This is a genomic window from Dyella amyloliquefaciens (assembly GCF_004296575.1).
Lineage (GTDB): Bacteria > Pseudomonadota > Gammaproteobacteria > Xanthomonadales > Rhodanobacteraceae > Dyella > Dyella amyloliquefaciens.
Window position 1 is genome coordinate 1,104,506 of sequence record NZ_SAYT01000001.1, and the last position, 15,467, is coordinate 1,119,972.

Sequence of the window (15,467 nt, forward strand, 5' to 3'; positions counted from 1 at the left end):
GCGTGGCAAGCATGCCATCGGTATATGTCTGATCGATGACTTTCGTGCTGCACTTCTCACTTGGCGCCAACAAAAAAAGGCCCCGCTGTGAGGCGGGGCCTTCGAGTACGTGGTGGCGGAGAACGTCAGTTGGCCGGCAATTGCTTGGTGCCGAAGATCTTGTCGCCCGCATCGCCCAGGCCCGGCAGGATGTAGCCGTGCTCGTTAAGGTGATCATCAATGGCCGCCGTGAATATCTCCACGTCCGGATGCGCGGCTTCGATGCGCTTGAGGCCCTCCGGCGCAGCGACGAGGAACAATCCCTTGATGCGCTTGCAACCGGCGGCCTTGAGCATGTCCACCGTGGCTACCAGCGTGCCCGCGGTGGCAAGCATGGGATCGACGATGAGCGCGATGCGCTCGTCCATGCGCCCGGTGAGTTTCTCGTAATAGGTGATGGGCTTGAGCGTTTCCTCGTCGCGCTGCAGACCCACCACGCTGACCTTGGCGGCGGGAATCATGTCGAGCACGCCGGGCAACATGCCCAGGCCCGCGCGCAAGATCGGCACGATGGTGACCTTCTTGCCCTTGATCTGGTGCACGGTGAGCGGGCCGGCCCAACCTTCGATGGTTTTCTCCACCGTCTCCAGATCCTTCGTCGCCTCGTAGGTCAGCAGCGAGGCGACTTCGGAGGCGAGTTCGCGGAACTCCTTGGTGCTGATGCCGGCGCGGCGCATGAGGCCGAGCTTGTGCTGGATGAGCGGGTGGCGGACTTCGACGATCTTCATGGGCAAGCCTTGCTGCGCGGTCGTGGGATTGTCACCCACGTGGCGTGACGGGAGCGAGTGGTTTGTGCAGGCGGAGTTGCCGCGTGATGCCGGTCTGCGCGATCAGTCCCGCGTCGTGGCTGACCAGGATGAGCGAGCCGCGATACGTCGCCAGCGCCTGTTCGAGGAGCAGTCGGCTGTCCAGGTCCAGGTGGCTGTCCGGTTCGTCGAGCAGCAGCAGGTCGTAGGGTTCCAGCGCACTGTCCAGCGCGAGCAGGGCCAGCTTCACGCGTTCGCCGCCGCTGAGCAGGCCGGCCGCCAGTTCGGCCCGCTCGGCACGCAGGCCGATGCCGGCGAGGTACTCGCGATAGCGCGTGGGTGCGTGGCCCGGCGAGAGCGCACGCAGATTGTCCAGCGCGCTGTGGTCATCATGCAGCAGGCTGTAGTGCTGATCGATCAGCAGCACGCGTTCGCCCCGCCGTATGCGCCCAGCACGTTGCGGCAGGCGACCACGGATGGCCGCGAGCAGGCTCGACTTGCCGCTGCCGTTGTCACCTTCCAGTTGCAGGCGTTCACCCGGTGCCAGGTGCAGATCGATCGGCTGCGCGTGACCGTGCGGGAGCACGACGCCTTCCAGTTGCAGGGAGGCGTGCGTGGACGGAAGTTCGCCCAGGTCGAATCGCTGGGCGCGATGCTGTTCGACCCGTGTACGGGCCTGCGCAGTGCGCTCGTGCTGACGCTCCTGCTGTGAACGCTGAGCGGTGTGCAGGCGGGCACCAGTGTCTTCGGAGCGTTGCTTGCGTCGATCGAGCAGGATGGTGGGCAGGTTGGCGTTGGCGCGTTCGCGGCCGGCTTTTTGCTGGCGTTGCGCAAGCCGCTCCCGGTCCTGTTGCTGCCGTCGATCCAGCGCCTTCTGTTCACGCCGTGCCTGGTCCAGCTGTCGTTCGGCGGCTTGCGCTTCGGTATCGCGTTGCGCGGCATAGAGGGCATAACCGCCGCCGTATCGACGCAAGCCCTGAGGCGTCAGCTCATCGATGCTGTCGACGGCGTCGAGCAGTTCACGATCATGGCTGATCAACAGATAGCCGCCTGCATGCGCATCGAGGTGTTCGCGCAGCCAGAGCCGGCCACGGCGATCGAGATGATTGCCCGGTTCGTCCAGGATCAGGAAGTGGTCGGCATGCTCGAACATCGCCGTCAGTCGCAGGCGCACGCGTTCTCCGCCACTGAGGCTTTCCCAGGGGCGAGAGATATCGTTGGGCAGGCCGGCTTGCGCGAGCCAGCGGCGGAGGCGTTCACGGACCTCCCAATCATCATTCAAGGTGCGGAAATCATCGGCATCGACGCTGCCCGCTTCGATGCGATGCAAGGCATTCAACTTGTGATGGACGCCAAGCATCTCGGCCACGCTGCCAGCGATGGCAGGCCAGCGTTGCGGCAGATACGACAGGGCGGCATGGCGGATCACGCTGCCCTGCGTGGGCATGATTTCTGCGGCGAGGATGCGCGCAAGCAGCGACTTGCCGCTGCCGTTGCGTCCGACCAGCGCATGCCGGCCGATGGAGAAGCGGGTGTCCAGGTTCTGGAAAACAGCATCGCGCCCAGGCGGTGCAAAGCCCAGTTGATGCGTGAGTATGGCTATGGCTGTCATAGACCCTCCATAAGGGAGTGGCGTACGACAGGGGGGCCGGCAAGAAACGCCGAGGAGATCGACCGCCCTGTCACTCGTGGCCGAACGCGACGCGCCCATACGGGCAGCGGTCAGTCGGCAATCGAGCGGCTCAGAGGCGCATGTCGGCGGTCAATCCTGGGGAAGAATCAGGTGCAAAGCATAGCAGGGGTTGCTTAAGCGCGAATAAAAAAAGGTGCCGGCAGGCGCCGGCACCTTGCATGTCACGCCAGTATCAGTGGCCGGCGTTGGGCTGGCCGCTCAGGCAGGTGCTCATGAACTGCTTGCGCGCATCGCCCTTGAGGCTCTTGGCCTGCGGATCGGCGTTGCAGGCCTTCATCTTTTCCTGCTGGGTCATCTTGGCCGGTGCCGGGGCCTCGCCCTTGAGGCAGCTGCTCATGAACGTCTTGCGCTCGTCACCGGTCTTGCCCGTTGCCTGCTTGTTGCAGTCGGCCATGCGCTGCTGCTGTGCATTGGGTGCCTTCGTGGCCGCGGTGTCGGCAGCCTGCGGCGCGGCAAAAGCGGTGGAGGCGGCGAAAGCCAGCGCGACGCTGGCAACCATCAGGCTTAAACGCGAAGACATGCGGATATCCTCCTGGATGACCGGCGAGCGCCGGCGGCGTCAGTCTATGCCCGCTGACAGGCGGGAGGGAGGGGCACCCAGGCCCCGTCGAGCATCCCGTTCAGCAAGGCTGCGGGCTGCGTTGTGAATGCGGCGCCGTGCTTTGGTTGTGCGTGCCGGCGCAGGCTCACTTTCAAGGTGACGAGAGTCCACATGAAGAGGCCACGCCCGTTGCCGGACGTGGCCCTGCTTTCAAACGTGACGCGAAAGCTCAGTGACCTCGGCCGTGTCCTTCGCCCTGGTCGTTGTCATTGCCCTGGTGACCTTGCTGAGGATCGTCGAAGCCATGCGGCGCGTGGCTCATGTCGCCTGGGCGCGACGGTACGAACAGGTCGACCACGAAGCCATCGTGATCGGATGCGCCGATCGCCTTGCGATAGTCGGTGGCGGTCGCTGCATCGGTCTCGGTCTGCACCGGCGCATCGATGTCGGCACGACCGTACTGCATCTTCAGGAAGCGCAGGCGCGCCACTTGATTGAGCAGTGCGTGGTCGAGCACCTGCACGGTCGGCACTTCGCGACCCGAGTTGCCCGAGCCCGCCTGGGTGTAACCCTGTATCTGGCCGAACTTCTCGGTGAACAGGAACGAGTAGCGATCGTTCTGCGGTACCGATTCCACCGCGTTCCACAGTGCCGGATACACGATGTTCTTGCCCAGCTTCAGCAGGTTCTCGCTGTCCTTGTACTTGCCCGAGATCAGGCCGACCACATCGACCCAGCCATCGCTGAACTGATAGGCATTGAAGTCACCCACCACCATCAGCGGCTGCCACGGCGCTGCGATCTGCAGGTTCTGCACCTGGCGCGCGAGCGAGGTGGATTGCAGGAAGCGCTTCTGGCGGTCGCGCGTGGCGCTGCTGTCATCCTTGTCGACGTTGGTGCGCGCCTTCGGGTGGACCGAGATCACCTGGAAGCGGACACCACGCGACTCGGCCGTGAGCAGCAGCGGCGGATGGTCGTGCACGAACGCGGTCTGGCCGTTGTCGTTCCAGGTCTCGTCCGCGGCGAGCTGCTGCACGGAGACCACGCGGACGCGATCGGTGCGCACCAGGAAGCCCACGTTGATGCCGCTCGGATCGTGACCCGGCAACAGATAGGCCTGGTAGTTCGCGCGATAGTCGTCCTGCAGCTGCGTCGCCAGTCCCTGCAGCACGGCCAGGCTCTTCACTTCCTCGACCGACAGCACATCCGGCAATTGCAGCACGTTGCCGATGTAGGCCGACAGGCGCTGCGTCTTCACTGTTACCTCGTCCGGCGTCGGCTCCTTGGTGTTGCCGCTGCAGGTGAAGGTGGTGTTGAAGTTGCTGTCGCAGAAGCGCTCGGTGTTGAACGCGCCGATGCGCAACGCATAGGGCGCCGTGGGCGACACGGAGCGCGGCATTTCCGCGGCGTGCTTGAGCGTGATCGAGGTGGGAATGAACGTATAGGCGCCGAAGTCGTAGGAGATGACGCCCTCGGCTCGGAACGTGGTACCCGCCACATACGGGGTATTGAGCGGCACCGCGCCAAAGTCAGCGGTGTTCATCTTGAACACTTCCGGATTGCCGCTCCAGTTAGGCAGCTGCACGCCATCGGGCACGGTCACGCCGAAGCGCACACCCGGTTGGCGCAGCGAGCGCTTGCCGTTCGCCGTGATGCTCACCTCGGCATAGGGTTCGGTGCTGAAGCGCTTGTTGCCCGTATTGATCATGCCGTTTTCGATCACCACGCGCATGCCGACGAAGCACTGGAAGTTGGTGGCGCCGCAGGACAACTTGTCCGGATCGGAAGAGGGAAGGTTCTCGCCGAACTTCACCGGCGCCGGCAGGCGCGCGCGGTGCGAGGTCACCGCAACGGTGGCGTTCTTCAGCTCGGTGAGCTGGTAGTAGTTGTCGACGGTGGCGTCCACGTTCACCACGTCACCCACCGCCACGGCCGGGGTGGTTGAGGTGAATACGTAGATACCGTTGGAGGTCAGCGGATCGGCATCGGCACGGGCATCCGGCGTCTGCATGGTGAAGCCACTCGGGCCCACCGCGGTGACGATGTTGCCCGTGGTCATCACCGACTTGCCGACCAGCGGCGATACCTGGTCGCGGCCCTGGATCTGCCAGATCTCGGCAGCGATCGGGATGTCGTACAGGATCGCGCCCATGGCGGTGTCGCGCGCAAGCGGAATCTTGCCGCTGGGCTGGCTCAGGTTGACCTCGAACGCCTTGTCTTCGCTCGGCGTGGTGCGGCCATGCACGACCACGTTGAAGCTGGTCTGGGTCTGGCCCTCGGCGATGGCCAGCGTCGTGTCCAGCGCCTCGTAGTCGCCATTGGCGACAGTCGCGGTGCCGTCCTGCGTGGTGGCATGGACCGTCACGCCGCCCGCAGGTGCGGGCTGGTTGAGGGCCACCGAGAACGTCATGTTGACGTTGGCGGCGCTGCGCACCTTGGCGCTGGCGTCTGCGATGGACAGCGCCTGACCCAGCACCACGCAGGTGCTGGCGCTGTTGTGCGGGGCGGTGGGCGCGACGACGTCGAAGTCGGCCTGGTTGTCGCCGGTGTTGATCGGCAGTCCGGCGGTATCCGTCTTGCGCTGGTAACCCTTGTCGGCGTTGGTGCTGCCCAGCGAAGCCAACGGGGTGCCCGCCTTGTAAGCGGAGCCGGCGGACAGGCCGATCTGGTCCACCGGTTGGCCGGAGCCGTCGAGCAGGGCCAGGCCGCCATCGTCAGTGACGCCGGTGCTGTACTTGAGGTCGCCGGTGACGCTGCCGGAGTAGCCGCCGCTGGCGCTGTTGGTCAGCAGCAGGTAGCAGCCGGCAGGGATCGAGGTGCCGGCCGGCAGGGTCAGGCGCGTGCCGGTGGCGCCTGTCGCATTGGAGGCATTGAGCTTGTAGCCGGACAGGTCCAGCACCTTGCTGCCACCGTTGAACAGCTCGACGAACTCGTCGTTGCCGCCGGCCGGGCCACGGACGCGAAACTGGCTGACGCTGAGGTCGGCTGCCTGCGCTGCGCTTACCGACAAGATGACCAGCAGCGCGGCCCAGGGCGCGCGCCGGATGTGACTAGGCTTCATGGACCACTCCCTTCCTGGGTCCGAGGCGGACCCCATCGGGAGGAGGCTAGGCAGTCATTGCGACAGTTTTGCGAAGGAATTTACGCTGCCGTTCAAAATTGCGAAGCAGCTTACGTTTTGCTGTCGCCGTGTCGGGGCCAGTGCTTTGCCACCCCGCGGGCACGAAAAAGGGGCGCAGGTCATGCGCCCCTTCAGATCGCAAACAGGCCGGCGTCGTTGTCGTTCAGCGAGAACGACGCCGGTGAATCACGCCGCCTCGGCCTTGAGCTTGCGCGGACCGTTGAGCAGCGCCTGGCGCACATGCGACACCACCAGATCCACTTCGTCGCTGCTCACCAGGAAGTGCGGTGTGAAGCGCAGCGAATTGGTGCCGCCGTGGATCACGCCGACGCCGCGCTCACGCATGTACTCCTCGATGGAGTTGGCGCCGTAGCACTTGAACTCCGGTGCGAGCTCGCACGAGAACAGCAGGCCGGTGCCCTGCACCTTGGTGATCAGTCCACCCAGCTCGTTCTTCAGCGTATTGAGCTTGTCGACGAATTCCTTGCCGCGCTCACGGATGTTGTTGCGCACTTCGTCGGTGAGCACGTTGAGCGTGGCCAGGGCCACGTCCAACGCACGCGGGTTGGCAGTCATGGTGTTGCCGTAGATGCCCTTGCGGTAGAGCTCTGCCGTGCGCTCGCTCACGGCGAGCACCGACATCGGATACTGTCCCGCGTTGAGCGCCTTGGAGAAGGTCTCCATGTCCGGCGGCGCCAGCTTCTCGAAGCCGGGGTAGTCGGTGACCGACAGCACGCCATGCGCACGCAGGCCGGCCTGGATCGAGTCAACCAACAGCAGGGTGCCGTGCGCTTCGGTGAGCGCGCGTGCCTTCTGGTAGAACTCCGGCGTTACCGCACGGCCCGGATCGCCTTCGCCCATCACCGGCTCGAGGAACATCGCCTCGATGAACCAGCCGTGCTTCTCGGCATCGGCGAACACCGCTTCGAGCTGCGCGACGTCGTACGGCTGCACCGTGAGCAGCGTGTCCTCGTGGCGATAGCTGGCGAGATGCTGCAGATAGGTCTTGCGCGTGGAATCGGAATACAGCGCCGGGCGATCGGTACGGCCGTGGAAGGCGCCCTTCACCGCCACACGCTTGATGGCGCGGCCGGCGTGGCGCGCACCGGCATCGGTCATCAATTTGGCGTTGACGTCGGCGATGCGGCAGGCGAGGCCGACGGCTTCGGAACCGGAGTTGAGGCACAGGTAACGCGTATACGGATTGCCACCGCGGTGGCAGCCCAGTTCGCGATCCATCGCCTGCGTGAAACGCATCTGCGAAATGCTCGGCGTCATCACGTTCGCCATCACCTGCGGGCGCGCCAGCGCCGCGTCGATGGCCGCATGGTTGTGGCCCAGGCCGAGCATGCCGTAACCACCGTTGTCGTGGATCACCGCGCCCTTGAAGCTGACCACCCACGGACCGCGCGCTGCAGCAGGCAGGTACGGGTTGATCGCATCGTCGGGATAGAAATTGACGAATTCCGACTGCGCCTTCGCCAGCTGTTCGCTTTCGTCGAGCCTGAGGAAGTCACCCAACTCGCTGCGCAGCTCACGATGACGCGCGACGGCTTCACTGATCGCCTGCGCCAGCTCAGGATGGCTGGCAGCAAAACGCTCGATGACGGCGTCTTCAAGTCCGGTGGTCAGCGGTGCGCCGCCGAATTCGCGCAATTCGCGCAGCTGATCAATCACGCCCATGGGTTCCTCCTTCAAGGTCGACTTGCCTGCCTCCCAGTGGCGGGCGCACCGACGTTTCAACGAATGCAGGGTGGAAACGTGCGGTTGGTCCGCGTTTCCCGGCCTGTGGGGGCCATGTCGCACTGCGATCCTCCACGGATGTGCGGTGCAACGACTATCCGAGCATAGCGCGGCGATTTCGCCGCCGGTACCCCGGGTGACGCTTGTCACCTGCGCCGGCTGACGCTGGCGACTCCCGGCAAACCCTTGCCGCGCCTAGCATGGCGGCCAAGGAGGAGGACCCATGGAACAACCTGTCGCAACGGTCGCCAGCCTGGCTGGCGCAGTCAAACGTTACGGTGCTTTAACGGCGCTGGACGGCCTGGATCTCATGTTGCACCGCGGCGAATTGCTCGCCTTGCTCGGCCCCAACGGTGCGGGCAAGAGCACGGCGATCAACCTGCTGCTGGGATTGGTGCGCGCGGACGCCGGACGCGTGAGCCTGTTCGGCAAGGATCCGCAGGACATCGACGCGCGGCGGCGCATTGGCGTGATGCTGCAATCGGCGGTGTTGCCGGGCACGCTCAGTGTGAGCGAACTGCTCCGCCTGACGATGAGCTATTACCCCGCGCCGCGCACGCTGGCGGAAACCGCGGAGATGGCAGGCGTCAGCGACTTGCTCGCGCGACGTTACGCCGGCTTGTCCGGCGGCCAGCAACGCCGCGTGCAATTTGCGATGGCGCTGTGCGGACGCCCGGAACTGCTGTTCCTCGATGAACCCACCGTGGGTATGGACATCGATGCGCGCCGCAAGCTGTGGGCCGCCATTCGCCAGCTCGTCGCCGAAGGCTGCGCCGTCGTACTCACCACGCATTACCTGGAAGAAGCCGAGGCGCTGGCGCAACGCGTGGTGGTACTCGCCAAGGGGCGCGTGTTGAGCGACGGCAGCGTGCATGCCTTGCGCTCACGCGTGGCGCATTCGCGCATCCGCTGCGTCACCGATCTCGACGCAGCAGCGGTTGCGATGTGGCCCAAGGTGACATCGGCAGTTCGTGAGGACGGGCGCCTGGAAGTATGCACGGAGGCCGCCGAGGCCGTGGTGCGCCGACTGCTCGATGCCGATCCGGCGTTGAGCGAACTGGAAGTACTGCGCGCAGGCCTCGCCGAGGCATTCACCGAAATCACCCGCGAAGAGTCGAACGAACAGGAGGCTGCGTGATGGACGCCGTCGAACAGATCGTCTTGCCGGAACGCTCCCGGCGCATGCCGATGAGCCGCGTGATCGGCGCCTATCTGACCGAGATGCGCACCGAGTGCGTGCGCTACCTGCGTGCGCCGGGCTTCATGCTGCCGGTGCTGCTGTTGCCCACCATGTTCTATCTGCTGTTCGGCATCGTGATGAACCGCGTCAATGGGCCGGATGCGCTGCGCTTCCTGCTGGCCAGCTATGGCGTGTTCGGCGTGATGAGTCCGGGCCTGTTCGGTTTCGGCGTATCGCTGGCGACCGAGCGTGATAACGGCTTGCTGACGCTGAAGCGGGCACTGCCCATGCCGCCGGGCGCCTACCTGCTGGGCAAGATGCTGATGGCGATGCTGGCTGCGGGCGTGGTCATCGTGTTGCTGCTGGTCATGGCGGTCGGCCTGGGCCATGTGCCCGTCACAGCGGCCCAGGCGTTCCAGTTGCTGGTGACCGGCATGGTGGGCGTGTTGCCGTTCTGCGCGCTGGGCATGTTCATCGGCACGCTGGTCAAGGGGCAGGGCGCGCCGGGCGTACTCAACATGATCTACCTGCCGATGTCCTTCCTGTCCGGCCTGTGGGTACCGCTGTCGATGCTGCCGGGCGCGCTGCAGAAACTGGCGCCCATCTGGCCGAGCAGCCACCTGCACGCGGTGGCCCTGCGGGCGGTGGGACTGAGCCAGGATCCGGTGGGCATGCATCTGCTGGTGCTGGCGGGCTTCACCGTGCTGTTCGGCGTGCTGGCGGCTCGACGCCTGCGTCGCGTGGGTTGAAGTAGGATGCGTGACGATCATGGGCCTGGGGAGGCGAACGCGGTGCGCAACTATCTGAGAGCCTGGTTCACCCCTGCGCCGGACTCGATGGTGGCCCACAGCATTCGCAAGGGAAAATCGCCCTGGGTCGATGCGGTGCACCTGTTGTGGTCGGTCTGGGTGTTCCTCACGCCGGTGTTCGACCGGTTCTCGCTGCGCTGGGTAGTACTTACCCTCATCAGCTACCCGATCTTTCTGCTGCTGTATTCCCGCTGCTGCTTCGCGCCGCGCCGGACGGTGTATCTCTACAGCCTCGCGCTGGTGGGCATGTCCTACCTGCTCATGCCCTGGTATCCGAGCGGCCTGACCTATTTCATGTACGGCTGCGTGATGCTGTGCAGCCGCCGCATGAGCCTGCGCGCCTACATGGCCATCATCGCCGGCCTCAATGTAGTGATCCTGGTTGAAGCGTATCTGCTGCATTACCCGTGGCAGGCCATCGTCTGGATGCCGCTATGCAGCTTCATCGTCGGCCTGGCCGTGAACGCCGAGCGCATGAGCGAAGAAAAGGAGGTCGAGCTTCGCCTCTCGCATGAAGAGGTGCGCCGCCTGGCGGCCACCGCCGAACGCGAGCGCATCGGGCGCGACCTGCACGACCTTTTGGGTCACACGCTCTCGCTGATCACGCTCAAGCTCGAACTTTCCCGCAAGCTGTTTGATCGCGACAGCGAGGCGGCACGGCGTGAGATGGAAGAGGCGGAGCGGGTCGCTCGCCATGCACTCGCTGAAGTGCGCGCTGCCGTCACCGGCATCCGTGCCACCGATCTCGCCGCGGAGCTGGCTTCCGCCAGGCTGCTGCTGGAGTCCTCGGACGTGGCGCTCGACTACGGCAATCTGCCGCCCTCGCTGCCCGCAGACCTCGAGCGCAGCCTGGCGCTGGTGTTGCGCGAAGCCGTGACCAATATCGCGCGGCATGCGCGGGCCAGCCGTGCGTCGGTGGCGATCGAGGTCATCGGCGAGACGTTGCAGTTGCGCGTGGACGACAACGGCCGTGGTGGCATTGGCGTTCACGGCAACGGGCTTTGCGGCATGCACGAACGCGTGCGCGCGCTCGGCGGCCAGCTTCAGGTGGATTCACCGCTGGGGCAGGGTACGCGACTGTGCATCAGCGTGCCGCTGCGGCCGCGAGGCCGCATGTTCGACCTGCCCGGCGAGTCGAACAGCGCCGCCGCGCCGTGGGTGGAAAAGGAACGCCACGCCACATGAAGCTCATGTCGGCCACAAGCCCGGATTCTCTGATGGCCCAGCTGCGCTCACCCGGCTTCCTGAGCTGGGAAGCCGCGGCAGGCAAACTATGGATGGTGGCACTGCTGCTGGGACCACTGGCGGATGCGCACGCCGTGTGGGCGCACTGGCTACCGGTCACCGTGCTGTCGATGCCTGTCTATCTTTACCTGCATTCGCGGGTCTACCACGGGCCTTATCGCCACCTGCTGTGGTACGCGTTGGGCATGGCAGCGCTGGGTCTTGCGGTGTGGCCTTACAACGGTGTCGCGCTTGGCTACGTGGTATCCGCCAGCATGTGCCTGGCTTATCTGCCGACGGTTCGCCAGTGGCTACTTGCGGTGGCGCTGCTGTCGTTGCCTGTGGGCCTGGTGTCGGTATGGATGCAGGTGTCGCCATGGATCATGGCGTTGGTGCTGTTTGCCTCGGTGCTTTCCGGTGCGGGTCATTTCCTGCGCATGAGCAATCTCCGCAAGGACTCGCAGCTGCGCCTGTCGCAGGACGAAGTGCGTCGACTGGCCATCCTGGCTGAGCGCGAGCGCATCGGCCGCGATTTGCACGACCTGCTCGGTCACACGCTGTCGCTGGTGACGCTGAAGTCGGAACTCGCACGCAAGCTGGCCTTGATCGATCCACCGCGTGCGCAGCGCGAGATGGACGAAGTGGAGCGCGTGGCGCGTCACGCGCTGGCCGAAGTGCGCGCCGCGGTGACCGGCATGCGATGCAGTGATTTGGCCGCGGAGATGGTGTCGGCGCGGCTGATGCTGGAAGCGTCGGGCCTGATGTTCGATGGCGAATTGCCCGCAGGCGCAACACTGCCACCCGCCATCGAGGCACCGCTTGCGCTCGTGCTACGCGAAGCAATCACCAACATCCACCGGCATGCGCGAGCCACGAGGGCCAGCGTGCGGTTTCAACCTGGAACGGAGTTATTCCAGATGTGCATCAGTGACAACGGCTGCGGCGGACTGGCCGCGCACGGCAACGGCGTGAGCGGCATGCGCGAGCGCGTGAATGCGCTGGGAGGCAGCCTGCAGATCGATTCCCCGGCACGCAAGGGTACGACGCTGACGGTGCGGATACCGCTGCCCGCGAACGGTATCGTCGATGCCGTGCAACCGGTCGCTGCGTCAAGGAGCGCCGCATGATCCGGGTGTTGCTCGCCGAAGACCAGGCCATGGTGCGCGGTGCATTGTCCGCGCTGCTCAATCTCGAATCGGATATCGAAGTGCTCGGTTCCGCTGCCGATGGCGAAGCGGCGTGGCGCGAACTGCAGAGGCTCAAACCCGACGTGCTCGTCACCGACATCGAAATGCCAGGGTTGACCGGGCTGGAACTCGCGCAGCGCATCCAGCGGCACGAGTTGCCGATGAAGGTCATCATCGTCACGACGTTCGCGCGCCCGGGCTTTCTGCGTCGCGCGCTCGATGCGGGTGTTTCCGGTTACCTGTTGAAGGACGCGCCGGCAGAGAACCTCGCCGAAGCCTTGCGGCTGGTTCATCGCGGCGGCCGTGCTATCGATCCTCAGCTGGCGCTTGAAGCGTGGTCCGAAGCCGATCCGCTCAATGATCGCGAGCGCCAGGTGCTGCGCCTTGCCGGTGAGGGGCAGTCAGCCAGCGATATCGCCAGCCAGCTCAACCTCTCGCATGGGACGGTGCGCAACTACCTGTCCGAAGCGATTGGCAAGCTGGGTGCCGCCAACCGCATCGAGGCTTACCGTCTGGCGAGGCAGAAGGGCTGGCTCTGATCGGCTACACACCCTGCGATCCATGAACGGTTGAGCCTGGACCCAGTGAAAGCCGCCCTCCGGGGCGGTTTTTGCTGTTCCGGCCCTGTCGGGTGCTTTGCGCGATAATGGCCCATTCGACGCCAGTATCTCAGCCGTGAAGAAGACCGATTTCGACTTTGAACTCCCGCCCGAGCTGATCGCCCAGGCTCCGCTGGCCGAGCGCTCGGCCAGCCGCCTGCTGGTGCTCGACATTGAGGCGCAAGCGCGTCAGGACCGCATGTTCCGCGAGTTGCCGGAGTTCCTGTGCGAAGGCGATCTGCTGGTCTTCAATGACACGCGCGTGTTGCCGGCGCGCCTGTATGGTCGCAAGGACACGGGCGGGCAGGTGGAAATCCTGATCGAGCGCGTGACCGGCGCACACGAAGCCACGGTGCAGCTGGGTGTGAGCAAGAAGCCGAAGGAAGGCGGGCGGATCGAGTTGGCCGATGGCAGCCACGCCGTTGTGCTCGGGCGCGACGGGCAGTTTTTCCGCCTGCGCTTCGAATCGCCCGATCCGCTGGAGCGCTTGCTGCTGCGCCTGGGCGAGATGCCATTGCCTCCCTACATCACGCGCCATGCCGACGAGAGCGACATGGAGCGCTACCAGACGGTGTTCGCACGCGAGCCCGGTGCGGTGGCGGCGCCGACCGCCGGCTTGCATTTTGATGAGGCGACGTTGGCCACGCTGCGCGAACGCGGCATCCAGTTTGGCTACGTGACCCTGCACGTGGGCGCCGGGACGTTCCAGCCCATGCGTGCCGATGACATCAAGGACCACCAGATGCATCGCGAGTGGCTCAATGTCGGCGCGAGCCTGGTGGAGCAGGTCCGTCGCACGCGAGCGGCTGGCGGTCGCGTGATTGCCGTGGGCACGACGGTGGTGCGTGCACTGGAAAGCGCTGTGCGCGATGGCGAGCTGCAGCCGTTTGCAGGTGAGACGCAGATTTTCATTTTCCCGGGTTACAAGTTCAGCAGCATCGATGGCTTGCTGACCAACTTCCATTTGCCGCAATCGACGTTGTTGATGCTGGTGTCGGCGTTGGCGGGCAAGGATTTCATGCTGGCTTCGTATCGGCATGCCGTCGAGCAGAAGTACCGGTTCTTCTCTTATGGCGATGCGATGTTGATTTTGCCGAAGGGCTGAGGCACGTCTTTGCTTCTGTAGGAGCGCACCCTGTGCGCGATCGCCTTTCGCCTCTGTCTCCATAGTTCGTCATTCCAGCGAAAGCTGGAATCCAGTGACTTGGCTCCTGGCTTCTGGGTGAGTTGTTTTCGCCAGCTTGCTCGCCTGCCGCGGGCTTCCGCTGCCCTGCCGGGCAGCGGGTCACTTCTCTTTGCATGGCCAAAGAGAAGTAACCAAGAGAAAGGCCACCCCGATGCCACGCCTTCCGGGCTATCGCCCGGAAGGTTCGCGGGCGGGCTCCGGGGTTTGTCGACAGGGCGTCCTACCGGCCACCCTTCGGGCTTTCCTCCACCCGCCCGCCGCGTCATAGGGGAGGGGAGGTCAAAAGCCAGAGCGAAGAGCCGACTCCTCTCCCTGTAGGAGCGCACCCTGTGCGCGACCGCCTTTCGCCGCTGTCTCCATAGTTCGTCATTCCCGCGAAAGCTGGAATCCAGTGACTTGGTTCCTGGCTTTTGGGTGAGTTGTTTCCGCCAGCTTGCTCGCCTGCCGCGGGCTTCCGACGGCCTGCCGGCCGCCGGGTCACTTCTCTTTGCATGGCCAAAGAGAAGTAACCAAGAGAAAGGCCACCCCGATGCCACGCCTTCCGGGCTAATGTCCGGAAGGTCCGCGGGCGGGTTACGGGGTTTGTCGACAGGGCTTCCTGCCCTGACGACAAACTGGCCGGCGTCCTGCCGGCCACCCTTCGGGCTTTCCTCCACCCGCCCGCCGCGTCATAGGGGAGGGGGGATCAAAAGCCAAAACGAAGAGCCGACTCCTCTCCCTGTAGGAGCGCACCCTGTGCGCGACCGCCTTTCGCCGCTGTCTCCAAAGTTCGTCATTCCTGCGAAAGCTGGAATCCCGTGACTTGGCTCCTGGCTCCTGGCTTCTGGGTGAGTTGTTTCCGCCAGCTTGCTCGCCTGCCGCGGGCTTCCGCTGCCCTGCCGGGCAGCGGGTCACTTCTCTTTGCATGGCCAAAGAGAAGTAACCAAGAGAAAGGCCACCCCGATGCCACGCCTTCCGGGCTAATGCCCGGAAGGTCCGCGGGCGGGTTACGGGGTTTGTCGACAGGGCTTCCTGCCCTGACGACAAACTGGCCGGCGTCCTGCCGGCCACCCTTCGGGCTTTCCTCCACCCGCCCGCCACGTCATAGGGGAGGGGAGATCAAAAGCCAAAACGAAGAGCCGACTCCTCTCCCTGTAGGAGCGCACCCGGTGCGCGACCGCCTTGCGCCCCGGTCTCGGAGGTCAAAAGCCAAAAGCAAACGCCAAAACCAAAGCTGAGGCTGAGCCGAGGGCAGTGTGAATGCGCGACTCGCAGCAAACATCGGCCACGCACACCAATGTTTTCCACAGCCCGTGTGGAAGCCTATGGGCGAAGCCTGTGGATAGGTGCCCTAAACGCTTGATGCCAAAGAAGGCCGTCACGCACTGCTACTTCTTTGCCCATCACGATGTGCCGCGCA

The 15,467-nt window shown here is 64.8% G+C and carries 11 protein-coding genes; 6 read left to right on the forward strand and 5 right to left on the reverse strand.

The features are described from left to right. Positions 1-125 precede the first annotated feature (125 nt). The 5 genes from upp to EPB08_RS04595 all read right to left on the reverse strand — a co-directional run bounded on the left by upp (position 126) and on the right by EPB08_RS04595 (position 7,823). Positions 126-767 carry a uracil phosphoribosyltransferase gene (gene upp, locus EPB08_RS04575; protein WP_130617831.1) on the reverse strand — a complete coding sequence of 214 codons (642 nt, stop codon included), beginning with the start codon at positions 765-767 and terminating at the stop codon, positions 126-128. 31 nt (positions 768-798) lie between these two features. Beyond that, positions 799-2,397, reverse strand: coding sequence for an ATP-binding cassette domain-containing protein (locus EPB08_RS04580; protein WP_165418387.1), 1,599 nt, complete (start codon positions 2,395-2,397; stop codon positions 799-801). A 253-nt stretch (positions 2,398-2,650) separates the two neighbouring features. Continuing rightward, on the reverse strand, positions 2,651-2,998 hold the full coding sequence (locus EPB08_RS04585) for a PsiF family protein (protein ID WP_130617833.1): 348 nt from the start codon (positions 2,996-2,998) through the stop codon (positions 2,651-2,653). Positions 2,999-3,248: 250 nt separating this feature from the next. Continuing rightward, a complete protein-coding gene (locus EPB08_RS04590) occupies positions 3,249-6,080 on the reverse strand; it encodes a lamin tail domain-containing protein (RefSeq protein ID WP_130617834.1) in 2,832 nt (943 codons plus the stop codon). A gap of 246 nt (positions 6,081-6,326) precedes the next feature. Further along, entirely contained in the window at positions 6,327-7,823 is a 1,497-nt protein-coding gene (locus EPB08_RS04595; RefSeq protein WP_130617835.1) for an aminotransferase class III-fold pyridoxal phosphate-dependent enzyme, read from the reverse strand. A gap of 283 nt (positions 7,824-8,106) precedes the next feature. On the opposite strand from EPB08_RS04595, the gene EPB08_RS04600 reads away from it, so the two are divergent. The 6 genes from EPB08_RS04600 (at position 8,107) to queA (ending at position 13,987) form a co-directional block, all read left to right on the forward strand. Then, positions 8,107-9,021, forward strand: a complete 915-nt coding sequence (locus tag EPB08_RS04600; RefSeq protein ID WP_130617836.1) for an ABC transporter ATP-binding protein — start codon at positions 8,107-8,109, stop codon at positions 9,019-9,021. After that, positions 9,021-9,812 (forward strand): ABC transporter permease, encoded by a 792-nt coding sequence (locus tag EPB08_RS04605; protein WP_229238210.1) that lies wholly within the window; start codon positions 9,021-9,023, stop codon positions 9,810-9,812. Before EPB08_RS04600 ends, EPB08_RS04605 begins: the two co-directional genes overlap by 1 nt. 6 nt (positions 9,813-9,818) lie before the next feature. Continuing rightward, positions 9,819-11,057, forward strand: a complete 1,239-nt coding sequence (locus tag EPB08_RS04610; protein ID WP_130617837.1) for a sensor histidine kinase — start codon at positions 9,819-9,821, stop codon at positions 11,055-11,057. A gap of 32 nt (positions 11,058-11,089) precedes the next feature. Further along, complete coding sequence (locus EPB08_RS04615) at positions 11,090-12,223, forward strand: sensor histidine kinase (protein WP_229238211.1); 1,134 nt, start codon at positions 11,090-11,092, stop codon at positions 12,221-12,223. After that, positions 12,220-12,822 carry a response regulator transcription factor gene (locus EPB08_RS04620; protein ID WP_130617839.1) on the forward strand — a complete coding sequence of 201 codons (603 nt, stop codon included), beginning with the start codon at positions 12,220-12,222 and terminating at the stop codon, positions 12,820-12,822. Before EPB08_RS04615 ends, EPB08_RS04620 begins: the two co-directional genes overlap by 4 nt. A 136-nt stretch (positions 12,823-12,958) precedes the next feature. Beyond that, complete coding sequence (gene queA, locus EPB08_RS04625; RefSeq protein ID WP_130617840.1) at positions 12,959-13,987, forward strand: tRNA preQ1(34) S-adenosylmethionine ribosyltransferase-isomerase QueA; 1,029 nt, start codon at positions 12,959-12,961, stop codon at positions 13,985-13,987. Positions 13,988-15,467: the final 1,480 nt, after the last annotated feature.